This is a genomic window from Brevibacillus brevis (assembly GCF_022026395.1).
In the GTDB taxonomy this organism is placed as follows: domain Bacteria; phylum Bacillota; class Bacilli; order Brevibacillales; family Brevibacillaceae; genus Brevibacillus.
In genome coordinates this window covers 3361483-3385559 of the sequence record NZ_CP041767.1, presented here as the reverse complement: position 1 = coordinate 3385559, position 24077 = coordinate 3361483, and the positions used below count along the sequence as shown (strand labels likewise).

27 protein-coding genes and 2 tRNA genes are annotated in these 24077 nt (G+C 46.6%); 26 read left to right on the top strand and 3 right to left on the bottom strand.

All coding sequences use genetic code 11. From position 1 onward, the window contains the following. Window positions 1-90: 90 nt before the first annotated feature. The 15 genes from FO446_RS16095 (at window position 91) to FO446_RS16030 (ending at window position 12693) form a co-directional block, all read left to right on the top strand. Window positions 91-1701 (top strand): ATP-binding protein, encoded by a 1611-nt coding sequence (locus tag FO446_RS16095; protein WP_232773017.1) that lies wholly within the window; start codon window positions 91-93, stop codon window positions 1699-1701. A gap of 32 nt (window positions 1702-1733) precedes the next feature. Further along, window positions 1734-2387: a response regulator gene (locus tag FO446_RS16090; protein WP_229088232.1), complete on the top strand. Its 654-nt coding sequence runs from the start codon at window positions 1734-1736 to the stop codon at window positions 2385-2387. A gap of 147 nt (window positions 2388-2534) precedes the next feature. Beyond that, window positions 2535-3575: a tripartite tricarboxylate transporter substrate binding protein gene (locus tag FO446_RS16085; RefSeq protein WP_221868655.1), complete on the top strand. Its 1041-nt coding sequence runs from the start codon at window positions 2535-2537 to the stop codon at window positions 3573-3575. Window positions 3576-3622: 47 nt separating this feature from the next. Then, on the top strand, window positions 3623-4090 hold the full coding sequence (locus tag FO446_RS16080) for a tripartite tricarboxylate transporter TctB family protein (protein WP_221868595.1): 468 nt from the start codon (window positions 3623-3625) through the stop codon (window positions 4088-4090). 17 nt (window positions 4091-4107) lie between these two features. After that, entirely contained in the window at window positions 4108-5634 is a 1527-nt protein-coding gene (locus FO446_RS16075; RefSeq protein WP_232773015.1) for a tripartite tricarboxylate transporter permease, read from the top strand. Between the two features lie 108 nt (window positions 5635-5742). Then, complete coding sequence (locus FO446_RS16070) at window positions 5743-6333, top strand: GNAT family N-acetyltransferase (protein ID WP_232773014.1); 591 nt, start codon at window positions 5743-5745, stop codon at window positions 6331-6333. A gap of 94 nt (window positions 6334-6427) precedes the next feature. Then, window positions 6428-6844: a DUF3054 domain-containing protein gene (locus FO446_RS16065; RefSeq protein WP_237898505.1), complete on the top strand. Its 417-nt coding sequence runs from the start codon at window positions 6428-6430 to the stop codon at window positions 6842-6844. Between the two features lie 55 nt (window positions 6845-6899). Next, window positions 6900-7031 (top strand): hypothetical protein, encoded by a 132-nt coding sequence (locus FO446_RS28950; protein ID WP_255413062.1) that lies wholly within the window; start codon window positions 6900-6902, stop codon window positions 7029-7031. 81 nt (window positions 7032-7112) lie between these two features. Beyond that, window positions 7113-7475 (top strand): hypothetical protein, encoded by a 363-nt coding sequence (locus FO446_RS16060; protein WP_232773012.1) that lies wholly within the window; start codon window positions 7113-7115, stop codon window positions 7473-7475. Further along, window positions 7459-8082 (top strand): thiamine phosphate synthase, encoded by a 624-nt coding sequence (locus FO446_RS16055; protein WP_232773011.1) that lies wholly within the window; start codon window positions 7459-7461, stop codon window positions 8080-8082. Before FO446_RS16060 ends, FO446_RS16055 begins: the two co-directional genes overlap by 17 nt. Window positions 8083-8085: 3 nt before the next feature. After that, entirely contained in the window at window positions 8086-8748 is a 663-nt protein-coding gene (thiE, locus tag FO446_RS16050; RefSeq protein ID WP_232773010.1) for a thiamine phosphate synthase, read from the top strand. 87 nt (window positions 8749-8835) lie between these two features. After that, window positions 8836-9744 carry a hypothetical protein gene (locus FO446_RS16045; RefSeq protein WP_232773009.1) on the top strand — a complete coding sequence of 303 codons (909 nt, stop codon included), beginning with the start codon at window positions 8836-8838 and terminating at the stop codon, window positions 9742-9744. Between the two features lie 69 nt (window positions 9745-9813). Next, window positions 9814-10104 (top strand): antibiotic biosynthesis monooxygenase family protein, encoded by a 291-nt coding sequence (locus FO446_RS16040; protein WP_173607835.1) that lies wholly within the window; start codon window positions 9814-9816, stop codon window positions 10102-10104. A 360-nt stretch (window positions 10105-10464) separates the two neighbouring features. Next, window positions 10465-11991 (top strand): two-component system sensor histidine kinase NtrB, encoded by a 1527-nt coding sequence (locus FO446_RS16035; protein ID WP_232773008.1) that lies wholly within the window; start codon window positions 10465-10467, stop codon window positions 11989-11991. 192 nt (window positions 11992-12183) lie between these two features. After that, window positions 12184-12693: a hypothetical protein gene (locus FO446_RS16030; RefSeq protein WP_173607833.1), complete on the top strand. Its 510-nt coding sequence runs from the start codon at window positions 12184-12186 to the stop codon at window positions 12691-12693. Between the two features lie 11 nt (window positions 12694-12704). Here the strand turns inward: FO446_RS16030 and FO446_RS16025 are convergent, their stop codons facing one another. Then, window positions 12705-13391 carry a response regulator gene (locus FO446_RS16025; RefSeq protein WP_173607832.1) on the bottom strand — a complete coding sequence of 229 codons (687 nt, stop codon included), beginning with the start codon at window positions 13389-13391 and terminating at the stop codon, window positions 12705-12707. After that, entirely contained in the window at window positions 13388-14623 is a 1236-nt protein-coding gene (locus tag FO446_RS16020) for a sensor histidine kinase (protein WP_173607831.1), read from the bottom strand. The genes FO446_RS16025 and FO446_RS16020 overlap by 4 nt, the downstream gene beginning before the upstream one ends. A gap of 173 nt (window positions 14624-14796) precedes the next feature. Here FO446_RS16020 and FO446_RS16015 point away from each other — a divergent pair, with 173 nt between their 5' ends. From FO446_RS16015 to FO446_RS15965, 11 genes are all read left to right on the top strand, one after another. Continuing rightward, the gene (locus FO446_RS16015) at window positions 14797-15129 is read left to right on the top strand and encodes a MarR family winged helix-turn-helix transcriptional regulator (protein ID WP_173607830.1); all 333 of its coding nucleotides are present in this window, start codon (window positions 14797-14799) and stop codon (window positions 15127-15129) included. Between the two features lie 123 nt (window positions 15130-15252). After that, entirely contained in the window at window positions 15253-18390 is a 3138-nt protein-coding gene (locus FO446_RS16010; protein WP_237898504.1) for an efflux RND transporter permease subunit, read from the top strand. A gap of 28 nt (window positions 18391-18418) precedes the next feature. After that, the gene (locus FO446_RS16005) at window positions 18419-19645 is read left to right on the top strand and encodes an efflux RND transporter periplasmic adaptor subunit (RefSeq protein WP_173607828.1); all 1227 of its coding nucleotides are present in this window, start codon (window positions 18419-18421) and stop codon (window positions 19643-19645) included. Window positions 19646-19850: 205 nt separating this feature from the next. Beyond that, window positions 19851-20561, top strand: a complete 711-nt coding sequence (locus FO446_RS16000) for a cytochrome c biogenesis CcdA family protein (protein ID WP_173607827.1) — start codon at window positions 19851-19853, stop codon at window positions 20559-20561. Window positions 20562-20584: 23 nt separating this feature from the next. Next, entirely contained in the window at window positions 20585-21118 is a 534-nt protein-coding gene (locus FO446_RS15995; RefSeq protein WP_188068512.1) for a TlpA family protein disulfide reductase, read from the top strand. A 171-nt stretch (window positions 21119-21289) separates the two neighbouring features. Next, window positions 21290-21487: a hypothetical protein gene (locus FO446_RS15990; protein ID WP_173607825.1), complete on the top strand. Its 198-nt coding sequence runs from the start codon at window positions 21290-21292 to the stop codon at window positions 21485-21487. 286 nt (window positions 21488-21773) lie between these two features. Beyond that, window positions 21774-21944, top strand: a complete 171-nt coding sequence (locus FO446_RS15985) for a YycC family protein (protein ID WP_173607824.1) — start codon at window positions 21774-21776, stop codon at window positions 21942-21944. 27 nt (window positions 21945-21971) lie between these two features. Further along, window positions 21972-22538: a thioredoxin family protein gene (locus tag FO446_RS15980; RefSeq protein ID WP_173607823.1), complete on the top strand. Its 567-nt coding sequence runs from the start codon at window positions 21972-21974 to the stop codon at window positions 22536-22538. Between the two features lie 66 nt (window positions 22539-22604). Beyond that, window positions 22605-22922, top strand: a complete 318-nt coding sequence (locus tag FO446_RS15975; protein WP_173607822.1) for a hypothetical protein — start codon at window positions 22605-22607, stop codon at window positions 22920-22922. 92 nt (window positions 22923-23014) lie between these two features. Beyond that, window positions 23015-23099, top strand: a tRNA-Tyr gene (locus FO446_RS15970). 45 nt (window positions 23100-23144) lie between these two features. Continuing rightward, window positions 23145-23226: transfer RNA gene (locus tag FO446_RS15965), tRNA-Leu, on the top strand. Between the two features lie 158 nt (window positions 23227-23384). On the opposite strand, the gene edeQ is transcribed toward FO446_RS15965, so the two are convergent. Then, window positions 23385-23822: an edeine self-resistance N-acetyltransferase EdeQ gene (edeQ, locus tag FO446_RS15960; RefSeq protein ID WP_173607821.1), complete on the bottom strand. Its 438-nt coding sequence runs from the start codon at window positions 23820-23822 to the stop codon at window positions 23385-23387. Between the last annotated feature and the right edge of the window lie 255 nt (window positions 23823-24077).

Here is a 24077-nt window from a genome sequence, read left to right as displayed (position 1 = left end):
TACAACGACAAGATTCGTCATTGACGATGGGAATGATTCTACCTTTTTACCTAATGGGGATGGTAAGATGAAGCAAGGGGGGAGCAAGCTGTGACGACAAGAAAAATCCGAATATCTTTGCAAACCAGAATGATCTTATTGATTACTATTGTCATTATTCTGATTGTTTCGTCAGTTGGTGCGGTGTGTTCTTCCATTGTTGCGTCTTCGATCGAAGAGCAAGTAGGCAAAAAAGCATTGAGTGTGGCGAAGATTGTTGCCAGCGATCCAGAGCTGCGTAATGCATTTTCGAGCGATTACCCTCCTTCACTCATTCAACCCATCGCTGAAAACGTCCGTGTGCAAACCGGAGCAGAGTTTGTGGTCGTGGGAAACCATGAGGGAATTCGGTATGCGCATCCGATTCCGGAACGGATTGGAAAGGAAATGGTGGGTGGAGATAACGAGCCAGGACTTTCGCAAGGTCAATCTTACATATCGAAAGCTGTTGGCAGTATGGGCCCTTCATTACGAGGGAAGGTGCCGATCAAAAATGATCAAGGGGAAATCATCGGGATCGTATCCGTTGGGTTTCTGCTGGAAGATATCGAGGAGGCCATTGACCTCTATCAAGACCGCATATTGATTTTGACTCTTCTCGCCTTGTTGTGCGGTGTTGCTGGTGCCATTGCACTCAGCCGCTATTTAAAGCGCTTAATTTTAGGATTGGAGCCGGAGGAGATCGCATCCTTGTACGTAGAGCGAAATGCTGTCCTAGAGTCAGTCCGCGAAGGCATCGTGGCGATTGACCGCAATAATCGCATCACGATGATGAATAAGGCTGCCATTCGTATTTTGAACTTACCGGAAGAAGGGTTTCATCGCAAAGAAATAGTGGAAGTGCTACCAGACAGTCGCATGCCAGAAGTTCTGGAATCCGGCGAGCATCAATTAGATCGCGAGTCGATTATGGGCGGAAAAGAAATCATTGTGAATCGACTTCCAATCAAGTTCGGTGGGAAGGTGGTAGGAGTAGTCAGCAGCTTTCGTCCCAAATCGGAAATTGACCAGCTAGCTTCAGAATTGTCCCAGGCGAGGCGTTATGCGGATGTACTTCGCGCCCAAACACATGAATTTCACAATTTGTTGTATACCATTTCCGGTTTGTTGCAGCTTGGTTCGATTCAGGAAGCGGTCGAGTTGATTACGAGTGAAACGTCCGCACAGCAAGAGATGATTTTGTTTTTGGCGAAGCAAATTCCCGATCCGTTAATAGGGGCTTTGCTGTTAGGCATGCACAATCGAGCCAAGGAGCTGAAAATACAATTCGTCATCCATCACGACAGTCACTTGAAGGAGCTCCCGCCGACGATTAATCGGCAGCAGATCGTGGTTTTATTGGGGACGCTGATCCAAAATGCGTTGGAAGCCGTCAATGAGCCAAGTGTCGAATATAAACGAGTGGAGTGTTATTTGTCTGACACGGGCGATGAGATCATGTTTGAAATCGAGGACTCAGGACCGGGAGTTGGGGAAGAACTGCGAGAAAAAATATTCGAACACGGTTTCTCAACGAAAAAAGGTGAAGATCGTGGAATTGGTCTGGCCAAGGCGCATGGAATCATTAATGAATTGGACGGCTATATTCTCGTTGGCAAAAGCGAGCTAGGAGGCGCACTTTTCACAGTATCCCTACGCAAAAGAATGGAGGTGGCGTCTTGAGAAAGCTGGAGGTTCTCATCGTCGAGGACGATATGCGAATTATCGATATCAACAAGCGGTTTGTCAGCAAGATAGAAGGTTTTGAAGTCATTGCTACAGCAACGAATGGGACGGATGCCAAAGAATTGCTGTCTTGTACGCGCCCCGAGCTCGTTTTGTTGGATGTGTATCTGCCTGATATGTTGGGAACGGAGCTGGTCTGGCATATTCGGCAACATTACCGCGAAGTTGACGTGATTATGATCACCGCAGCCAAGGAAATGGAAATGGTACAGGAAGCGCTGCGCGGCGGCGTATTTGATTACATTGTCAAGCCGCTGGTTTTCGAGCGTTTTCGTGAACGGCTGGAAAGCTATCGTGAGCATGTCATTCGAACGAGAGAAGCTGTCGAGGTAGATCAGGAAGTCATTGACCAAATGCTGACCAGAAGACTTGTCACTCCGAAAAATCGAGATGTGAGCGTCCCAAAAGGAATTGACCTCCTAACGCTGGAAAAAGTAATCGAAGCGATCAGACAGACGGGAGACAAGGGGGTCTCGGCGGAGGAGATTGGTCGCGAGATTGGAACCAGTCGAACAACGGCCAGAAGGTATTTAGAATACTTGGTCCTGGAAAAAAAGGCGCGTGCTGACTTGATTTATGGCACCGTTGGCAGACCGGAAAGAAAATATCGCTATCTTCCATAATGTACCATGAACAATATGAACAAAAAGTGATTAATTTTCAAAATAGACCTTATGCACGAAAACTATTCCCCTAGCTTCCGCGGTGGTACATTATGTTCAAGCGTGATAGCGCTTACAAATAAGCGGGTTAAGGGGGATATTTGCTTGATGAAAAGAAAAAAAGTGCTAATCACAGTGTCCACTTTTCTTACACTAGCACTGGCTGCTTGTGGTGGAGGTACTGGAAATACGGGAACAGCAAGTCCAGGAGCACAGCCTGCCACAGAGACATCCAAATACCCGGAAAAGCCGATCGTATATGTAGCTCCATCCGGTGCGGGTGGGGGCTGGGATAAGACAGCTCGCTCGGTAGCAAAGGTATTGGCGGAAAGCAAACTGGTGACAGAAACCATCACGGTTGAAAACAAGCCGGGTGGCGGAGGAACAGTGTTCTTGGCTGAGTATGTAAGCAAAGACAAAGGCAATCCTTATAAATTATTCGTGAGCTCTCCTCCTATCTTGATTAACAATAACAAAAAAGAGGGGAATAGCCCATTTGGCTACAAAGATGTCACACCCTTGGCGCAAATGACGAAAGATTTCGGCACCCTCGTTGTGAAAGCGGATTCACCTCACAAGGACATCAAGAGCGTGCTGGACGCGATCAAGGCTGATCCAGGCAAAATTACACTGGCAGGTGGCTCTGCTCCCGGATCGATGGATCATCTGATCGGGGTATTGCCAGCAGCTAAGTATGGAATTGATCCGAAAAGCGTTAAGTACGTCTCTTATGATGGCGGCGGAGAAGCAATGGCAGCCTTGTTGGGCGGTAATGCGGATATCATTGCAACGGATGCTTCCAGCGTGGGTGAATATTTGAAAGCAGGTAAAATCCGTGTACTGGGCGTTACTTCTGATGAACGTCTCGGCGGTGATTTGAAAGAGATTCCGACGTTAAAAGAGCAAGGCATAGATGCGACGTTCACGATTTGGCGCGGGGTCTTTGGACCGGCTGATATGCCAGCAGACGCAAAAGCCTACTGGGATGCAAAGCTGAAAGAACTTTCCACGCACGAGGCATGGACAAAAGAATTGGCGGCAAACGGTTGGGAAAGCGAGTACAAGGACGCTGCTGCTTTCTCGGCATTCCTGGACGAACAAGATAAGCAGGTCAAAGAACTGTTGACATCACTGGGTATGTCGAAGTAGGGAGAGGAGGGGCATCCCCTCCTTTTTCCACACCTTAGGAGGTATACATGAACCTGATGTTTGATCGTATCGGCAGCCTGTTTTTTGCGCTAGTAGGTGCACTCTTTATCGCTGAAAGTCAAAATATTTCGTCTAGTGCATACGGCAGTCAGGTTGGGCCGAATATGTTTCCATTTGGGCTTGGCATCATCCTGATCTTGTTGAGCTTGCGACTGTTGTGGGAGACCTATAAGAAAGGCGTGGCTGCTTCCTCATCCGAGTCACAGAGTCCACTGCGATACAAGCGGTTTTTATTGATTTTGGCAGCAACAGTCTTGTATGTATTGTTGTTGGAGAAACTCGGTTATGTCATCTCGAGCTTTGCTTTCCTTATGTTCGCCTTCACCATGATGGGAAGTAAAAGCGTTCTGAAATCGGGAATCGTTTCCTTGCTGTTTTCAGTAGGCGTTTATGTCATCTATGTGCATTTGCTAAAAGGTACGCTTCCAGGACTACCTGCCTGGCTAGGCGTCTAGGGAGGGGATAAATTAGCATGAGTGCATTGCAATTTTTGGCGGATGGTTTTCTCGTTGCCCTACAGTGGCATAATCTTGTTTTTGCCTTTATTGGCGTTCTGATCGGTACTGCGGTAGGGGTCCTTCCCGGCATCGGTCCAATGAGCGGAGTCGCGTTATTGATGCCCGTTACGGCTTCCTTGACCTCTGGCTTACCTCCTGAAAGTGCGGCGGCTAGCGCACTGATTTTGTTGGCAGGCGTTTACTATGGCGCGATGTACGGTGGTTCCACAACATCCATTTTGTTAAATACACCGGGTGAATCCTCCTCTGTCGTTACGACATTGGACGGCTATCAGATGGCCAAACAGGGACGTGCTGGTGCAGCGTTGTCGATTGCAGCGATCGGTTCTTTTGTCGCGGGGCTCGTGGCGTTGATTGCTCTTGTGTTTTTGGCTGATCCATTATCCGATCTCGCTTTGAAATTCGGCCCTGCTGAATATTTCTCCCTCATGCTTCTCGGCTTGTGTGCGGTCAGCGGACTGGGGGGGAAGTCGATGACCAAAGCCCTCATTATGACAGTCATGGGACTCTTGCTTGCGACAATTGGGATGGACACCGTTTCGGGTGTGGCGCGGTTTACATACGATATTCCCGATTTGTACCAAGGCTTGGAGTTCCTCACGATAGCAGTTGGTTTGTTTGCCCTTGGAGAAGTGTTCAAGACGATTATCGAAGACGATCAATCCTCAAAGGAAATTATTAAAGTGGGGCGGGTACTGCCCTCCAAGCAAGACCTAAAAGAAAGTGCCGGACCGATTGCACGCGGTTCGTTGCTCGGATTTTTCATTGGTGTTTTGCCTGGTGCTGGTGCTACCCTGGCATCGTTCTTCTCGTATATTTTTGAGAAAAAGCTGAGCAAAGATCCTAGCCGTTTTGGAAAAGGAGCGATTGCTGGTGTAGCAGCGCCGGAGTCTGCAAACAATGCTGCGTCTGGTGGTGCGATGATTCCACTGTTGACGTTGGGTATACCGGGGTCTGGTACGACTGCGATTTTAATGGGTGCATTGCTGATGTATAACGTACAACCGGGACCCCTCTTATTCGCTGATCATCCGCAAATTGCTTGGGGTTTAATTGCGAGTATGTTTATCGGGAATGTAATGCTGCTCGTTTTGAATATGCCCTTAGTTAAAGTATTCGCCAAAATTATTGAAACACCGTCCCATTTCCTGATTCCCCTCATTATCGCGATTTCCGTTTTCGGAGTGTACGCTGTGCAAATTAGTACGTTTGATTTGATTTTGCTTGTGATTTGTGGGGTAGCTGGCTATTACCTGACGAAAAACGACTTTCCTCTGGCACCGCTCGTCCTCGGCCTTGTGTTGGGACCGATGATTGAAAATAACATGAGAAGAGCATTGACCACCTCGAATGGTGACTTTTCCATCTTTTTGACAAAGCCGCTTTCTGCTGCTTTTCTGGTTTGTGCGCTTCTGTGGTTGCTGATCCCTATCTTCTTAAAGCGCAGAGGGAAGCAAGTCATTATCAGTGAAGAAGCGTAACCTCAAATCTTTATCTTGACAGCGTCCTCGCAAGCCCGTATCATTGGAAAAATTTCGGGGAACTGTTCTGTTTGATGATTGAAGCAGAACAGTAGAGGAGAGACAGACATGTTAACCATTGAACCTGTAATCTTGGAAGGCAAGCTGGTCCGATTGGAGCCGCTCAGAATGGCCCATGTGGACGGAATCTGGGAAGCAGGCGCATACGAAGAGATTTGGCCGCATATGTCCATTGCCATTCGAACAAGAGAGGATGCTCAGGCTTTTATCCTGCAGGCTTTAAAAAATGAACAAGCCCAAACAGAATTGCCATTCGCCATCATTCGCAAAGCAGATGAGCAAATCATCGGAAGCACGAGATTTTTAGGGATAGCGAAAAAGGATCGCGGATTGGAAATCGGGTTTACATGGCTGACCCCATCTGTCTGGAAAACGGGCGTCAATACAGAGTGTAAATGGCTTCTCTTGCGCCACTGCTTTGAACAGCTAGGATGTATTCGCGTACAGCTCAAGACAGATTCGCGCAATTTGAATTCGCAACGTGCCATTGCCCGAATAGGTGGCATTCGAGAAGGTGTCCTGCGCAATCATATGGTGATGCCAGATGGATACATTCGCGACTCGGTATACTTCAGCATACTTGACCGTGAATGGCCAGAAGCCAAGCAAAAGCTGCAATTGTTGCTGTTTGGTGAATAAAGGCTTGGATTGATTGAAGGGCGTTCAGAGCATGTGTACAATAGGGGTGAACCAAGAGGGTTTACTCTGACAAGACCCGGAAAAGAGGGTATACATGAGACAGCGTTTGTCTACGCCGGGCTATTTATTGTTGCTCGGGGATCTGATCGCCTTTGTGCTTTTTGTTTATTACGGAAAAATCATTCATAACTACCCTGTCACGACCATGGGGATTATCGAAACATTAGCCCCTTTCCTCGTGGGATGGATTATCGCGATTCTACTTTTCAAGAGCTACGGACAACGAACGTATGAATCTGCGGGCAGACAATTATTATCGGCACTGATTACTTGGACAGTAGCGGCACCAATTGGCTTACTGATCCGCTCCTTGTGGACTGGTGTACCGACTACGCTTATTTTTGCAGGTGTGACTTATTTCATTACGCTGGCATTTTTGTTCGGATGGCGTGTACCGTTTGCCATCGGCTATGCGATCTACAAACGCAAGAGACTACTCGTAACCAGCTAATAAAGTGACCCGAATTGGTTACGCTATCCTATGAACGACGTAGGAGGTGAAACAATTGGGGAAGAATAACAACAGCAAAGACCTCGGGAAAAATCGTGGTAAAACGCTGGATGAAAATGATCGCAACACAAATTTGCGACAATCGAATCATAATGATCGAAATGAAGGAACTGCAAAAGACCGCTGAGCAATCAGCGGTTTTTTACATGGATACAGGTCGTGATGTGATATAATAGATTTTGTTTTTCTAGCGAGTGGAGGGAAACGTATGACGGAACCGATGCAGAATGTACAGCCGGTGACCTTGTCGTCACAGGCGTTTTTACTTTTGTGTAGACTATATGATGGCTGCTATGACGAATTGAAGCAAAATGAGCAGGTTCGCGAACTCGTGGAGTCCATCGGTGATATTTTGCTGGCGGGCGTAGAGACGTTGGAGAAACAGGAAACCAAGCCGAAAAATCTTACTTTTCCACTTACCGTGCAACAAGCTTTTTTCTTGCGTCGACTTGTAATTGAGCTGTTGGCTCAGTCGCCGACGGACAAAGAAGACCGAACGACACAATGGCTGCAGGAATGTGTGACAGCACTCGCTGGAGGCGGTGTCCAACCTAATGTCAAGCACTCGTGAGCTGCATGTGATTACAAGCGGACGGCATTCGCTTGATGAGGTATTGCGAATGGCAGAAGCTGCTTATGCAGGTGGTATGAACTTTTTACACATACGGGAAAAACAGCGTACCGCAAAGGAATGCATGGACTGGGTAAAGGCATTGGCGAATGTCATCCCCCTTTCGTCCTTGATCGTGAATGATCGGGTGGATGTGGCTGCTGCGTCGGGTTGTGCTGGTGTTCACCTGGCATACCATAGCCTGTCTCCTGCGGACGCGAGAATGGTACTGAAGACTGGTCAAAGGATAGGGCGTTCTGTCCATTCCGTGGAAGAAGCACAGCAAGCCATTGCTGCACAAGTCGATTATTTGCTCTACGGGCATATTTTTGCGAGTGGTTCGAAGCCAGGTCTTGCACCAAGAGGAACAATCGAACTTGCGCAAATGACGGCAAGATGGCATGTGCCGATTATCGGACTCGGTGGTATCACACCGGACCGGACCGCGCAAGTTTTGGAAGCTGGGTGTGCGGGCATTGCTGTCTTATCAGGGATCACAGATGCAACTGATGCCAAGTCAGCAGCCAGCGCTTATCGAGAGGCATTGGATCGTTGGGAGGGAAAATAAAGCATGCGTGATATACAAAGACTTCGGGAAAAAATGGGTGTATACTTTGTCATTGGTACGCAGGACTGTGGGTATTCCAGCGAAAAGACCGTGCAAACCGTGGAAGCAGCATTACGCGGAGGAGTAGGCACGCTTCAGCTACGTGATAAAGGAAGCAAGCTAACTGCTCAGGAACAATATGAGTTGGGTAGAGAATTGCAACAGCTATGTCGTGACCATGATACCGTATTTTTTGTGAATGACGATGTGGATCTGGCGATTCGCTTGCAGGCAGACGGCATCCATGTCGGGCAAGATGACATGGCATTGTCAGAAGTACGAGCCAAAGTTGGCTCCGAGATGTACATCGGGGTTTCGGCAGGTACGGTCGAAGAGGCGCTCGCTGCCCAAAACGGTGGCGTCGATTGTATTGGTGTAGGAGCGATGTTCGCTACCCGTTCTAAGGCAGATGCTGGAGAGCCTATCGGACCAGTGGGGCTAGCGGAGATTCGTAAGGCAGTCGGGAATGATTTGCCTATCGTCGGTATTGGTGGCATCACACTGGAAAATGCCTCTGAAGTGCTTGCTGCGGGGGCCGATGGCGTCGCGATTATCAGTGCGATCAGCCAGGCCGAATCACCTGAAGCAGCAGCGCAAGCGTTACAGCGGATTGTACGATCTCGTTAGCACGGACAAAGCGACGATTACATATGGTAGGGTAATAGAAACAAACCAGGATGATGCAATAATGGCGATCAAAAGGAGGTGAAGCCGATGAAAAATCGGATTTACCGCATCGGATATGAATGGGTGAGCAAGCGGGAATTGCTCGAGCGGTTGTTGATGACCGACTGCATTCTTATCGAACACAAGCGAATGCAACCCCCACCGGAGGATCAAGATACGGAATTGCCACCAGAAAAAGAAGTTCACGCTGTTTTAGTTCGCAGCCAGCGCCGCCCGGGCGAATGGGTGACATTTAACGGGCTATATGAAATACAGACGAGAGAGCCTATTCCCTGGATAGATTCACCGCTGGAGTACCATCAATTCGGAGTAGAATTGATTCCTGGTAATATTCGCAGGGAAAAGGCACCTCAAGGCAGGATACCAGCGCGAACCAAGCTGCAAATCGCAGCTGTGCGACAAGATACGGTATTTGTCACGGTTCCTGGGCATCCGTCCAGACGTTACGAAATGTCGTTGGCTCACGCTCGTTTTGCCAAGGATAACCCGACAGAATTGGAAATGAAGCTACAAGTATACGCTTTTCCTCCACGCAACGATATTTTTGTGGATTGGTTATTGAAAGAAGGACGCAAAACAGGAATCATTACCCGCCCCAATCAGGAAAGGGTAGAAAAATCAGCTTTTCAGGTGTGGGAAGATCTACGCCAAGAATACGGCATTAGTGTCAGCGCGGCATTGATAGCGATTAAACAGGCACTCATTGTTCTGGATCGTGCTGGTGTCGAGACTGACTTCCCATACCCGACACAAGAGCGATCAGATATTTCTTTGTTCAGTGAATCAGAGCGAGATGCCTTTTATTCCTACCAATCCGTTCGATGTGCGATGGCTGCTGTCGCTGCCCTGTTGACGGTAGACCCGAAAGATCCGTTGCAGGATACACTCTTGATGGATATCATACTCGAGCAACAAATCAACCGCAGGCGCGAATAGCGTTTGCGGTTTTTTAGCTTTATAATGGGAATTGGTAGATGAACCTAATGAAAAGGACGTGTGACCATCATGTTTGTATCCATGAACAGACTGACTGTACCAGCAGACTATCAATCCCATTTGGAACGCGCATTTGGAAATGGGGGAGAACGGATGAAGGAGGTTCCTGGTTTTTTGGAGTTCCTTTTCCTGGCACCTACGGAAGGTGACGAATACATCGTTTTTACGAAATGGACAGATGAGGAATCGTTCAAAAATTGGACAGAAAGCGAGGCTTTCAAGCGCGCGCATACAGGAACCAACCCGAATAGCCCGGTAAAATCGGATTTGCGCAATTACGCTGTCAAATCCCATTCATAAAGCGAAAGCATTTGTCTCTGCGGGGGCAAATGCTTTTTGGATGGTTGAATAATAAACATTCTTGACCTTTTTATGCTCGATCGTGATATGATAGAAAATGTTGGAAAGCGTTTTCAGTCAAACATGTTCAGGAGGTGAGGGTGTCCGAAAAAGGCAATGTGAAAGCTCGCGATAATAGGATGCTGGCCGAGATTGTTTGTCTGTAAGGATAAGAAGAGAACCTGATTGGATGGTGTCATTCTCTGCACCATGATATCATCAAGCCGCTTTACATCTTGTCTCATTTACGTCCATAATAGAGCCTATACATACTTGGAAAAATAGCCTCAATGAAGCACGGAGAAAAGGAGCCAGAGTGTTTTGAAAAATCGAATAAGTAAGTATCTTACTCATTTGGTCCCTGCGGCGGTGGCCAAGACGTTTTCCTTTCTTTCAGATCATCATTACTCTGCTTTGCTTCTAGAAGACCGCGAAAATACAGAGGCTTTGTTTGTTCAGCAAATCACGAAATGGATTGAAGTAGTAAAAGTAGTCGACACGTATGCATTCGAGCGAGAATGGAGCGAAATTGCATACAAATTTTCGCTGCTCGGAATGAATCTTACGTATTTGCAGCAATTTTTGCGCAAGTGTCGAGACGTTATTATTGAAGAAATGAATAACAACTCATTTTCTCTAGCCACGACGGAAATGGAGCGAGTGGAGCTTTTGCAAGCACAGATTCGCCTCTATCAGTCGATGGACTGCATTTTGCATCAAATGGACGATGTATTTAACAAAAATTCGCAATCATTTCCGGTTGAGAAAACAACAACTTCTCCTACAAGTTCGGCCAAAGGAGAAGATGTTTCAATGCTCGCTGAACAGGAGCTTGTCCAATTGGTTCTGCAGTCCAGTGATATTGCCGTCTTGATGATCGACCGCCAGTTAAGAGTCATTGAAGCGAATTACGCTGTCTGTCATTTATTTGGCGTAGATCGGCATCAACTCATTGGTAAAAACATTGATCATGCTCTCCGCCCTCATGTAAGCGAGCGTTTTGTCCAGTGGGTGATTGAACGTGGGCAGTCTGGCCATTATGTTGCGGAATACAGAGGCAAATGGACGACAGTGAGTACGAGCCCCATTTACTACGGTGGAGAGATGTGGGGAGCGATCGCTGTTCTTCGGAATGTTACGGAAAGCAAAAAATATGAAGAAGAGTTGAGCAAGCGTGAAGCACTGGCAGCAGTTGGGCAACTGGCTGCTGGGATGGCACATGAGATTCGGAATCCACTGACAGCCATCAAGGGCTTCATTCAGTTGCTGCGGGAGCAAGGGGAAGCAAATCGTAGTGAATCTTATTTTTCTGTAATCTTAACGGAAATTGAACGCATTGATGGGCTATTGAACGATGTTCTTGTTTTGGCCCGGTACAGGGATGATAAAATCGTATCGGAACGTTTCTTAGTGATGGACGAGTTATATGGCGTCATTCGTTTACTGGAGCCAGAAGCGAATCGAAGAGGAATCAAGCTTGAGCTGGACATTGCACAAGGCGAGTGGTATGTGTTTGGTCATCGTTCACGAATCAAGCAAGCCATCTTGAATATCTTGAAAAATGCGCTTGAAGCATTGATGACCCAAGGAAACCTCGTTCATGTGAAAGTGTACTCATCTCTCAATCAAGTAATCATTGTTGTGGAAGACAACGGACCTGGTCTATCAGATTCTTGCCTGCAAAATTTGTTCGTTCCTTTTTATACGACCAAACAAGAGGGAACGGGGTTAGGTTTGTCTACGACACAACGCATCATCGCGGATCACGGTGGCGAACTCTATGCGGAAAACTCTCCGAAATTGAAAGGAGCTCGTTTTGAGATTCGTTTACCCCTTTCCACTTCCTAAAAAAACAAAAAAGGATTGTGACTGTAGACGGATCGAATATCCGTCTTTTTTTACGTTCACATAAGAGAAAAGTCCTATTCGCGAAAAAGTTGCAAGTCTTTCGAATCAATCTTTTTGTAAGTTGTTGTCAAGGTCTGTCGATCAGTGGAATAATTTACAAAACGGTTACAATTTGAACGGAGTTGAACAACTGTGATTCGGATGCTGAAAAAAAACGAAACGAGGTGGAGCTACTGGGAGGTTTGGTATGAGGAATCAGAGCGCCTTTATACCGTTCATTACGGAAATGTAGGGGAAATTGGCGACTATTTTGCTGTAGTGGCGGAGCAGATTGAGGGAAGGCCTGATGAGGTTTTGCAGAGCTGGGCAGAAGAGATGAAAGTACAAGGATATCAGGTCATGAAAGAGAACGATTTCCACCCGATGGTCATTCGATTTCCCCATTTGTGTGAGTCAGAGATTGAAATGCGTTATTTGATCGAACAGCTGTTGGACGAATGCTTGGGAAAGACGGGGAACGGGCACAGCGACGGTGGGGAAGACAGTGAGAGGACGTTGGCAGTGATTTGCCGGGTGATCGATACGAAGAAAGCGGCTGCTGCGGTATTTGAAGCGATGTCCAGCGCACAGATGGCAGAAGGATTTTCTATCAGCATAAAGCAGGAGGATGGAAACTTGATTCCACTTAATCCTCCTGCCTGAAATTATCTGATTTATTTCACGATTTTGTGCCGCAGTGCTTTTGCCACTGCCTGTGTACGATCCTCGACACCCATTTTTTGCAAGATCCGATGCACGTGTGTTTTTACAGTGCCTTCAGATATAAACAAGTTTTGCGCAATCTGATCATTTCGATAGCCATCTGCGATCTGTTGGAGTACATCCAACTCTCGATCCGTAAGTTCATCTAGCAAAACTGATTGGGAGGTGGTCGTCGAATCAGGTGTCTCACGTTGACCTTGCAGAGCTTCGGCAAGGGCTTTTGCAGCTGTCACGGTGTGGAAGAGGGCTTCTCCCTGGTGGGCTCTGCGAATCAGATCAAGCATTTCCTGAGAGTCAGCATCTTTTAGCATATAGCCGACAGCCCCGGCGCGAATCCCTTCCACCACATAATTGTGGTTATCAAAGGTGGTAAGAATCAATACCTTCGTGCGAGGATGCTGCAGCATGATTTCTCTTGTGGCCTCAATACCCGACTTGTTGGGCATCTGAACATCCATTAAAACGACATCAGGTGCGAGGTCGCCAATAAGTTCTACTGCTTCTACGCCATCGGAAGCTTCCCCGATTACTTCCATATCGGATTGCATTTGAATGACATAGCCTAAACCTTGGCGAATCATGGTTTGGTCATCTACTAGGACCACGCGAATGGCTCCTTCTTTTTGTTTACCGGTCATGTTCGCATGCTCCTTTCAGGTTCAGTCTGGTGAATCGGAAAGCTGAAATCGAGTTGGAATCCGTGGGGCTCTCGAATGCGATACGCGAGAGTTCCGTTCAATAATTGAATTCGCTCAGATATGCCAGTTAGGCCAAAGCCAGGTTTGATTTTTTGGTCGCTCGTGATGCTTCCATCGTCTCGGATTGACAACAAAAGGATGTCCTTCTTTTGTTCAATGATGACGAGAATTTCTTTTGCGTCAGAGTGACGGAGGGAATTGGTGATCGCTTCCTGCAAGATTCGATAAAACGTTATCGTCATTTCCTGGGAGAGCGGGATGTCCAAATCGGAGCATATCAGTTCCATTTTAATACCTGTATGCTTTTGGGCCTGCGACAAAAGAGCTCGCAGAGGCGTAAGTCCCAAGGAGGTTTTATCCAGAGCAAGTGTATGGACAGACGTGCGAATATCCTCCAGACTTTGCTTGGCGACACCGAGCATGTTGCGCACGGCTTCTTGTGCGTTGTCAGGTCCATCCTGCAACATATACTTCAAGGCATGTAGCTGGACAATGAGTGAAGTCAAACTATGACCCAATGCATCGTGAATATCACGGGCAATTCTCGTTCGTTCCTCAAGAACAGCTACTTGAAGGGAATGAAGCGCTGCTTCTTGAAGCTGTAAGTGTGCCTCTTGCAACTCTGTATGTGCTTTTTGCAGCTGCTCCAGATGCTGTTGGTTGGTTTCATATGCTTCTGTTTGAATCCGATAGCCTCGTGCGCCGATATAGCAGCCCACATACGTAAGAATATAAGAGATGATGTGCGTGAATCTCAGGTTTTCTTCAAAATATAAAAAAAGCGTACTGCACGTACCAAAAAAAGTAGCATACGCCAACGCTCGGCGTCCATGAATGTGAAAACCGATAAAAACAGCGAGTGGGAGCATCAAGCCGAAGCCCTCTCCACCCAAGATGAGGGACTTTAGCAAGGAAACGATTCCTAGCGCGACTGCCACTAATTCGAATTGGAAAGGCTTCCATTTTTTCTTGGAAGTCCAAAATACCACAAGGTAACAAATAAATAGTACAATGGTAAGGGAAAATTGCAATGGAGTTTCCCGTTTAAATGAATCAGGAAGCAAAGCTAATACAAGTAAGATGGAAAACCACATGATCAGCAAACGTTTTTGTATGGCTTTCATCATTATCTTCAACAATGAGAAGTCCTTCTTTCTCTGCCGGATAATCACTTAACTTCATTCTAGCATGCGTTGTCGTCTATCTCCAGATAGATAAATCCTTGTCAGAAATCTACCCCTGGGTAGACTTCACTACATATAGATTTCAGTAGAATTATTTTTGGGAAATAAACGATTAGTTATGGGTGTGAAGTGGTTAAGTAAGGATGGCAAGGGAGGTTCTCATGAAAGAACTGATTCAGTTGGCAAAACTCCTGCAAGAAGCCAGTGTTTTGTTTAGCACGATTTCTGAGCAAGAGCTGGATACAAGCGATGTAACCTGGCAACAGGTCTTGATTCTGGAGCAGCTAGGAAACGGGCCAAAAACGATGGGGGACATAAGTAAGACTGTCGGTCTTTCATACAGCACAACTTCCGGTCTCATTAACCGGTTGGAGCAGGAAAACCTGGTACGAAGATTCCGCGACCAAGCAGATCGACGAGTTGTGTGGGTGTCACTGACAGAGCGTGTATACCAACAGCGAGATGTGAAATGGGGAAATTCACAAACCGTTTAAAACGGTTTCACCCCTTTATATTTCGTTAAACGAAATGTCACGACGAGATTCACCTTATTCATTTCGTTATGCGAACTATTTCTCACAAAAAATTAGCAGATATATAAAGAAGAGGTGAGTGGATTGAATCTTTCTGAACTATCGATTAAACGCCCGGTCACCATGATTATGTTGACTCTGGCCATGCTGATTTTTGGTTTCGTCTCACTGCCTCGCTTGGCGATTGATCTCATGCCGGACCTGAACTTCCCGGTTGCTGTCGTAGTTACCTCCGTTGACGGCGGATCGCCAAGTGAGGTAGAAAAACTGGTAACGAAGCCGATTGAGGACGCACTTGCAACGGTATCCGATTTAGATAGTATACAATCGGTATCGATGGAAGGCGCTTCGCAGGTTATCCTCATGTTTAACTGGGGGACAGACCTTGATCAGGCGACTCTCGACATGCGGGAGAAGGTAGATCAGGTTCGTGGCTCTTTGCCTGACTCAGCTAGAGCGCCACGTGTACTGCGCATTGACCCGAACAGTACACCGATCATAGAGTTTGCGGTGACGGGTGAGCAAGATATCAACAAATTGAAAAAGATGGCCGAGGATATGATCCAATCACGCCTGGAGCGTATTGATGGGGTCGCATCTGCTTCCATCAGCGGTGGACAAAGCCGGATCATCGATGTTACCGTCGATCCAGCCAAACTGGCGGCGTATGGATTGTCCCTTGACCAAGTTCAGCAGGCTCTACAGGGCAGCAACTTGTCAGGTTCCGGTGGAGCGGTACGCGAGGGTGATGCCAAGCTCAACATCCGTGTACAAGGTGAGTTTGCCGATGTCGATCAAATCTCGCTGACACCAATCTCTGTTGGAGGAAACTCCATCAGGCTCAGCGATATTGCCGAAGTAAAAGACACGCATCAAGATGTAACGCAATTGAGTTACGTCAACGGAACACCGAGTTTGGGTATTAAAGTGACAAAAGCTTCTGGCGGAAACACCATTGAGGTAGCAGATGATGTAAAAGCTGAGCTGGAGAAAATCAAAGGCGAGCTGCCAGAAGGCGTTAAAATCATTACGACTCTGGATACATCCACTTACATTAAGGATTCCGTTTATACGACCGCTGAACATGCCCTGTTGGGTGGCGGTATCGGTATGATCTTGCTGTTCTTCTTCTTGGGCAGCTTGCGATCCATGGTAATTGCGGTCATCGTTCTTCCTGTATCGATCGTTGCTACATTCTTGCTGATGTATATGTCTGGACAAACGATCAACCTGATTTCCCTCTCCGGTTTGACATTGGGATTGGGATCATTGATTGACTTTGCGGTTGTTATGCTCGAGAATGTTTTCCGTCATCGAGAACAGGGAAAAGGTATGATGGAAGCCGCCTTGGATGGTTCCAAAGAAGTAGGTACGGCAGTAATGGCTTCGGCTTTGGCGCAAATTTGCGTATTCTTGCCGATTGCCCTCACGGAAGGTATTGCTTCTGAGTTGTTTGGACCACTTGCATTGACGGTTGTTTACTCCCATATTGCGGCGCTGGTATTCTCTATTTTGCTCGTGCCGATGCTGAGTTCGAGAATTTTAAACAAAATTCCGTCGCATACACATCATGAGAACTATCGTGGAATTAATCCGGTTACTTGGTTCAACATTGGATTTAGCAAAGTAGAAAAAGGCTACCAAAGACTGTTAAAATGGTCATTGGGCCATCGTAAAACAGTCATGATTTCTTCGGTTGTCCTGATGGTGGGGTCTCTCGCATTAACACCGATGATCGGGGCAGAGTTTATTCCAGCCATGGACCAAGGTCAAGTAAATATTTCTATCAAAATGCCAAATGGTACCGTTCTGGCTGAAACAGAAAAAGTAACGAGACAAGTTGAAGAAATTGTCAACACGATTCCGGAGAAAGACATTGTTGCGACTTCGGTTGGTAGCAATGCCTCACCAATCGCTAGCACCCTGTCTTCCAATCAGGGGACGATCACCCTGATGCTGGTAGACCTCAAGGAGCGAACTCGTTCCTCCAATGAAATTGTGATGGATCTCCAGGAAAAGCTGAAACATATTGCTGGCCCGGAAATTAAGGTAAGCGCACCAGCCGGCATGTCTACCGGTTCCCCCATTCAACTGAAGGTTAGCGGGGATGACTTGGCCGTACTGAAAGACATCAGTGGTATCATTAAAGGTGAAATTGAGAAGGTACCTGGTACGAGTAACGTAACAACCAGCTTGGAAGAATCAAGACAAGAGCTGGAAGTGAAGATCGATGCTGAGAAAGCGAGCCTGTACGGATTGACGACAGGACAAATTCTCTCCAGTGTTCGCACTTCCTTCCAAGGTCAAACGGTAACGTACTATCGCACAGGGGATGATGAGATTGACGTCAACCTCAAGCTGCCGAAATCGTATCAGGAAGACATCAACTTCTTGAACAATATGCGAATTTCCGCTCCTGGTGGGGCACAGATCGCGCTTACCTCGGTTGCGACTATCAATAAGGTAGATGTGCCAGTATCGATTAACCGTGCCAACTCAAGCCGTGAAGTTCAAGTAACGAGTGATTTGGCAGGGCGTGACCTGAGCTCTGTCACACGGGAAGTGCAAGAGAAAATTTCGAAGCTGAATCTCCCGGATGGCTACACAGTCGATTTTGGCGGGCAAAGTGAAGAAATGATGGAATCATTCAGCAGCCTTGCTCTCGCGATTGTACTGTCTGTCGTGTTGCTTTATATGGTAATGGCAGCGCAGTTTGAATCGTTATACACCCCATTTATCATCATGTTCTCCGTGCCACCAACCGTTACAGGTGTTCTGCTTGGACTTTTGGCGACAGGTACAACGATCAGCGTTGGGGTTTTGATCGGGTACATCTTGTTGATCGGTTTGGTCGTGAACAACGCGATTGTATTGATCGACTACGTGAACCAATTGCGTGCTAAAGGTATGGAGCTGTATGATGCGATCCTGCATGCTGGCCCGATTCGTCTTCGTCCGATTTTGATGACGACACTTACCACTATTCTGGCGATTGGACCACTCGCATTCTCTGGCGGCGCTGGTTCTGAAACGAACGCACCAATGGCCGTGACGGTTATTTTCGGTCTTGGATTCTCTACCTTGATTACACTGGTTCTGGTTCCTGTCGTTGCTTCCTGGTTTGATGACGCAGGGAAAAAGAGACGCTTGAAGCGCCAGTTGAAACTCGAAAAGAAACTTGCTAAGAAACAAAAGAAAATCAATCCCGCTTTGGAATCGTAAGACGTTTGTGGGAAGAGGAGGGACATACATGAAACTAAATAAAAAACCCGTCATTTTGGCATTGCTGGCCATCACTCTAGTGGCAGGGTGCTCCAGCCCGCAAGCGGAAACGCCGCCTACGGAAACGGTGGAAGCAGCAACCCCTGTACAGGTTGAAACGGTTGCTTTAGGCACAGTAGTATCAGATTCTGGTCTCACGGCAAAGCTGGCTCCGAGTGAAGAAGTGCAAGTTTCCCCGAAAATGGGCGGGAAAATTTCTTCCCTGCCAGTGAAACTGGGCCAATACGTGACAAAAGGTCAAGTATTGTTCAAGCTCGATGAAAAAGATCTCGTGAACGGTGTCAAGCAAGCAGAAGCAGCTTACAACGTATCAAAAGCCAGCTTAAACCAAGCAGGCAGCAGCTCTGATCAAGGCTTGGTTCAAGCAAAAAATAGCCTGAAGCAGGCAGAAACTGCCCTTCAGGATGCCAAAGTAAACCAGCAGCGGATGCAACAGCTCTTTTCTCAAGGAGCGATTTCCGCACAGCAGATGGAACAGGCAAACTCCCAACTGACAACGGCACAGACTTCTTATGATAACGCACAGCAGGCTTTACAATCTGCTGGGCAAAAAACGAGCGTGCAAGTTTCCGAAGCCTCTGTGCAGCAAGCCCAAGTGAGTCTGCAAAATGCTCGTGAGCAATTGGCGAATGCAACTGTGACGTCTCCGATCAACGGATATATTTCCAGCGTAAATGGCGCAGTTGGTCAAATGGCAGGTCAGCAGCCAGTTGTGGTTGTCGTTAACACGAATCCACTTCTGGTAAAAGCGAATCTGTCAGAAGCTGATATCACAAAAGTAAAAGTAGGGACTACTGTAAAAGTAAACGTACAATCATCAGGAAAAACGATTGATGCCAAAGTAACGGCGATGAGTCCAGTCATGGATTCACAGCTCAAGGCATACCCGGTGGAGATTACAATTCCAAACCCATCCAATGAGCTGAAGTCCGATATGGTTGTGAATGTGACCTTCCCATCGGTTGGGGAAAGCGGAGCGAAATCGATCGTTGTAACACGCGGTGCAGTTTTTGATCGCGATGGTAAACAGTATGTATTCAAGCTGGAAGGTGACGTTGCAAAACAAGTCGAGGTCACTACAGGCAAATCTTCTAGTGATCAGATCGAAATTTTGACAGGCTTGTCTGCCGGCGATAAGATCGTGGTAAAAGGGCAAACACTGCTTCAAGATGGCGGTAAGGTTACGATTCAGTAAGAAAAAAAAGAATAGCAGGAAAGGGGCGGAGTACATCCGCCTCTTTTTTGTGTACAATGGAAGTATTCATGAAGGGGATCTGAATGAGCTATTATACAAAGGAAAATGTCACGGATTTAAGACAAAGTGTCTTTGCTACTTTTGAAGGGGGAAAAGATTCGATACAATGAGAAGATAGTGGATAAAATACCCACCGGAGGTACATATGACTGGCGATATTACTGTCTTTTTGGCATTTGCAGCAGGTTTTCTCTCGTTTATTTCTCCTTGCTGCCTGCCGCTTTATCCGTCCTTTTTGTCTTACATAACTGGGGTAACGATTGATGAAGTAAGGAACGGGAGAGCGGTTTTTCGAAAGCAAGCCTTCTTGCATACCTTTTTCTTCATTGTCGGGTTTTCGATCATTTTCGTTGCGCTTGGGTTGTCTACATCATGGATCGGAAGCTTGTTCACCGACCAGCAGGACTTGATTCGTCAATTGGGCGGTATTTTGCTTGCTGTTATTGGTTTCGTTATGCTTGGCGTGTTTAAAATGGATTGGATGATGCGTTCTTTTAAAATCGATTTAAAATCGAGACCATTGGGGTATACTGGGTCCATACTGGTGGGAATGACGTATGCAGCTGGATGGACACCTTGTGTGGGACCGATTCTTTCTGGCATTATCGTCATGGGCGTATCCAATCCTTCAAGCGCCTTGGCTTACACATTGGCGTATACACTCGGTTTCGCCATTCCGTTTTTTGTCATGACGTTCTTCATCAGTAAGGTGAAAGCGATTGTGAAGTATTCCGACCTGTTTATGAAAATCGGAGGAGCCATTATGATTTTGTTCGGTGTTCTTCTGTATACAGATAAACTGACGGATATTACACGCGTTCTCATTCAAATGTACGGAGGCTTTACGGGATTCTAACTCAGTAGGGCAGAGGTGACAAAATGAAAAAGCTGTTGCTCGCGGTGATCGTATTATTGGGCGTCGGACTTGCTGTGTGGGAAAAACCTCAAGAAACAGCCGCAATCGTAGCAGAGGTTCAAAAACCGGAAGTTGGCTTTGCGGCTCCTCATTTTACACTGACCGGACTGGATCAGCAGACGTACAAGGTAGAAGGAAAAAGGGCGAAACCATTGGTCTTGAATTTTTGGGCTTCCTGGTGTGGACCATGCAAGCTGGAAGCGCCTGATTTACAAAAAGTCTATGAAAAATACGGCGGACAGGTTGATCTGTATGGTGTGAACGTCACGAGCAATGACAGTCCGGAAGCAGCTATGGCCTTCGTTACCAACTACAAGCTGACATTTCCGATACCGATGGACGTAGCTGGAACTGTGTCGAATCGTTACAAGGTGATGGCATTCCCAACGACTTACTTGATTGACGCGGATGGGATCGTACGAAAGAAGATCATTGGCATGGTGGATGCTTCTACACTGGAGCTGGAACTGCGCCAGTTGTTAAGTCCAAAGCCATAATGAAGTCACATAAGTCGCTGGGAGAGAATTCTCCGGCGGCTTTTTCTATTTGTGATATGTATGACAAGGCCCATTTTACAGGTGAATATCTTGATTTTGTATGCTTGCCTAAAGAGCGGGGGTTCTCTCCTTCATAGACTGGAGTGATCCAGGGCAAAGGGAGGAAAACAGATGGCCAAGGGCAAAAAGATCAAGAAGAAGAATACGCGACAGCACCCCAATCAAGTACAGATGAAAATCGTAACATCCCATACATGTCAAGTATGCAAGCAGCAATGTGCACGAGGTTTGGCATATATGGAGCAGATGTCCCAGCCCGGCGCGATCGGCTTTGGTGTACCATGTATCCTTACTAAGCAAAAGCCATAGTTCGTCCTTTTCCATTGTGCGGGATATTCTGTTCACGAGATAGTCCCTTCGCGTACGGTGAGCAGGGATCAAACAGCCTGACTCCATTTTGGAGCTACCTATGGGTGGCTCTTTTTTAATTTTTCATTAAGAATTGGCCTGAGCAAATGTGAAAGAGAGGATCAGTAGAGCCAACATGTTACAAAGGTTAAAGGCTCTCAAGTGCCAGGCTTGTATGCTGGCAGGTTTAACGGCTGTGTATTATACTGAAGGGACTGATAAAAGCAAGGGAAAGGAGCAAAATAACATGCGTCCATTACAAATATCACCGGAGACCGCTGTCAAGCTGGCGGAAGCGCTTCAGGTACCCTTGGAGCGTCTCATGCACATGCCGCAGCACATCTTGTTGCAAAAAATGATGGAGCTGGCGAATCAAGAAAAGGAAGCAAACGAAGCAACGGATAAAACCCAAGAATAGGCGAGCGATACAAAAGGAGGAGAAAAGATGGGGGCAAACGTAGCACATAAATTCCGTACGGGGCTTAAGCCACAGGCGTTTGTGGAAAGCATGACGAAAAATCAGGATACATACCAAAACTGGTCGGATGCATTTTCATGGGAGGATGAACAAGAACGTGCTTTTTTTGCCTCTCTCCAGCATCGTGATGACCTCAGATGTTTGATTTTGGCTGCAGATTGGTGTGGCGACGTCGTTCGCAACTTGCCAGTCGTCTTACATGCCCTGAAAGAAACGGACATGCCAGTGGAAATTATGGTGATGGAAGAACACCTCGATCTGATGGATGAGTTTCTTACGATGGGAGGTCGGGCGATCCCTGTTGTTATTTTCGCAGACACGGGTGGTCATGTTCTTGCCAAATGGGGACCGAGACCAAAGCATGTCCAAGCTGTCATGACGGCATTCAAACAAGATAACCCGGACCGAACCGCAACGGATTATGAAGACAAGATCAAGGTAGCGCGTGCCGAAATGCTTGAGCAGTATGGAGAAGGCACTGGCTATCAACAAGTGATTGTCAAAGAACTGAGAGAGCTACTTTCCTCGATCTAACGATCATATCAAAAACAGGGCGGAGTCCCGGCTCCGTCCATTTTCATGCAGAAGGGCTGAATATTCATGTATTACTACGGCAATGAAACCATTATGTCCTTGGAGCAGGTGCTTCGCTTAAAAGCATCGGAAGTTCGAATCCTGGAGTGGGTACGTACCTACGAGTTTTTAGAAAACAGTTATGGGATCGATGAAGCCGTTCCCTACTTCTTGGAGATAAAATGTGAAGAAGGGCATGTCAAGATTCGCAAAAACCGCATACTAGAATTCCCGGAATACTCCTGTGAGGGAGAAGCAACATTTCAAGAAGTAGACGAAGCATTGCGTGTCTTTCACGAGTGGGCACAGGAGATTTTGGCGAAAAAAGATAGTCAATTTAAATAAATATATTGACGTCAAACAAAGTTCATGATAAATTAATAAATGTCGCTTCTGGTTGAAGAGAGTAGACGCAGAAGATAGACAGCACATATTGTGGGGAGATAGTGAAGTGGCTAAACACGGCAGACTGTAAATCTGCTCCCTCCGGGTTCGGCGGTTCGAATCCGTCTCTCCCCACCATTGATTTTCTTTCGAAGATGTGCTAATTTATTCATAGTTTCACTTGCCGGTGTGGCGGAATGGCAGACGCGCGCGACTCAAAATCGTGAGGGAAACCGTGGGGGTTCAAGTCCCTTCACCGGCACCATATCAAAACGAATGCACACTAACCATGATGTTTACAGACACATGGAAGGTGTGCTTTTTTAATATACATACGGGAAACAATCCAAACAGCGGCGAGTCTAAGACTTGGTTTTCAGGTCTTAGGTCGCCGCTGTTTCCTTTTTGGGTAACGAAAACTCGCTAAAAATTTAATTCGGCAATCGTCTCGCCAAACAGAACCATACCATTTTTTTGAAATCCGAGTGAGGAGTAAAGGTTTTCGGCTGCGACGTTGGCTGGAGCATAACCAATGACAATTTTTTGACAATCTTCCTTTGCCTTCAAGATATCAATGACTTGCGCAATCGCAGCACGTCCGTAGCCTAGTCGTTGGTACTTCGCATCAATTAAGAGTCTGTAAATCCAGTAGTTGCCATCGTCAGGGTCAAGCCCATACATGACAAAGCCAACCATGGTGTCATCATGGTATATGGCCAAAGGAACAAATGTAGTTTGAAACTTTGATTCAGCGATGGAGTAGAGGTTCGGGGCAACAAACTCGCTCTGTTCGGGAGTAGGTTCCAGTTCAATACACTCTTCCCAGTTTTCCAAAGTTACTTCACGAAGTGTCACAGACATCTAATCACATTCATCCTTCCGAGGGCTTTTTGCCAATATATTACATTTTATCCTACGTGAAAAGACAGCCAAAATCAATAGAGTACACAAATTTTTTTCTATTTTATGCAGCGCTAGAGAAGGAGAACAAGGAATGGAATTCCCGTAATTTTCAGAAATAACAATTTATGGAAAATTCATTTGACACTACAGAAGAGTCATCTATATAGTTGAAATTGGAAGTATTTGTAATCGATTTGATTTTTTACCATGTCT

Bases quoted from the DNA above. Each gene is read 5' to 3' on its own strand.
- FO446_RS16090 (WP_229088232.1), top strand. From the start codon at position 1,734: ATGCGAATTATCGATATCAACAAGCGGTTTGTCAGCAAGATAGAAGGT.
- FO446_RS16085 (WP_221868655.1), top strand. From the start codon at position 2,535: ATGAAAAGAAAAAAAGTGCTAATCACAGTGTCCACTTTTCTTACACTA.
- FO446_RS16080 (WP_221868595.1), top strand. From the start codon at position 3,623: ATGAACCTGATGTTTGATCGTATCGGCAGCCTGTTTTTTGCGCTAGTA.
- FO446_RS16075 (WP_232773015.1), top strand. From the start codon at position 4,108: ATGAGTGCATTGCAATTTTTGGCGGATGGTTTTCTCGTTGCCCTACAG.
- FO446_RS16070 (WP_232773014.1), top strand. From the start codon at position 5,743: ATGTTAACCATTGAACCTGTAATCTTGGAAGGCAAGCTGGTCCGATTG.
- FO446_RS16065 (WP_237898505.1), top strand. From the start codon at position 6,428: ATGAGACAGCGTTTGTCTACGCCGGGCTATTTATTGTTGCTCGGGGAT.
- FO446_RS16060 (WP_232773012.1), top strand. From the start codon at position 7,113: ATGACGGAACCGATGCAGAATGTACAGCCGGTGACCTTGTCGTCACAG.
- FO446_RS16055 (WP_232773011.1), top strand. From the start codon at position 7,459: ATGTCAAGCACTCGTGAGCTGCATGTGATTACAAGCGGACGGCATTCG.
- thiE (WP_232773010.1), top strand. From the start codon at position 8,086: ATGCGTGATATACAAAGACTTCGGGAAAAAATGGGTGTATACTTTGTC.
- FO446_RS16045 (WP_232773009.1), top strand. From the start codon at position 8,836: ATGAAAAATCGGATTTACCGCATCGGATATGAATGGGTGAGCAAGCGG.
- FO446_RS16040 (WP_173607835.1), top strand. From the start codon at position 9,814: ATGTTTGTATCCATGAACAGACTGACTGTACCAGCAGACTATCAATCC.
- FO446_RS16025 (WP_173607832.1), bottom strand. From the start codon at position 13,391: ATGACCGGTAAACAAAAAGAAGGAGCCATTCGCGTGGTCCTAGTAGAT.
- FO446_RS16015 (WP_173607830.1), top strand. From the start codon at position 14,797: ATGAAAGAACTGATTCAGTTGGCAAAACTCCTGCAAGAAGCCAGTGTT.
- FO446_RS16005 (WP_173607828.1), top strand. From the start codon at position 18,419: ATGAAACTAAATAAAAAACCCGTCATTTTGGCATTGCTGGCCATCACT.
- FO446_RS16000 (WP_173607827.1), top strand. From the start codon at position 19,851: ATGACTGGCGATATTACTGTCTTTTTGGCATTTGCAGCAGGTTTTCTC.
- FO446_RS15995 (WP_188068512.1), top strand. From the start codon at position 20,585: ATGAAAAAGCTGTTGCTCGCGGTGATCGTATTATTGGGCGTCGGACTT.
- FO446_RS15990 (WP_173607825.1), top strand. From the start codon at position 21,290: ATGGCCAAGGGCAAAAAGATCAAGAAGAAGAATACGCGACAGCACCCC.
- FO446_RS15985 (WP_173607824.1), top strand. From the start codon at position 21,774: ATGCGTCCATTACAAATATCACCGGAGACCGCTGTCAAGCTGGCGGAA.
- FO446_RS15980 (WP_173607823.1), top strand. From the start codon at position 21,972: ATGGGGGCAAACGTAGCACATAAATTCCGTACGGGGCTTAAGCCACAG.
- FO446_RS15975 (WP_173607822.1), top strand. From the start codon at position 22,605: ATGTATTACTACGGCAATGAAACCATTATGTCCTTGGAGCAGGTGCTT.
- edeQ (WP_173607821.1), bottom strand. From the start codon at position 23,822: ATGTCTGTGACACTTCGTGAAGTAACTTTGGAAAACTGGGAAGAGTGT.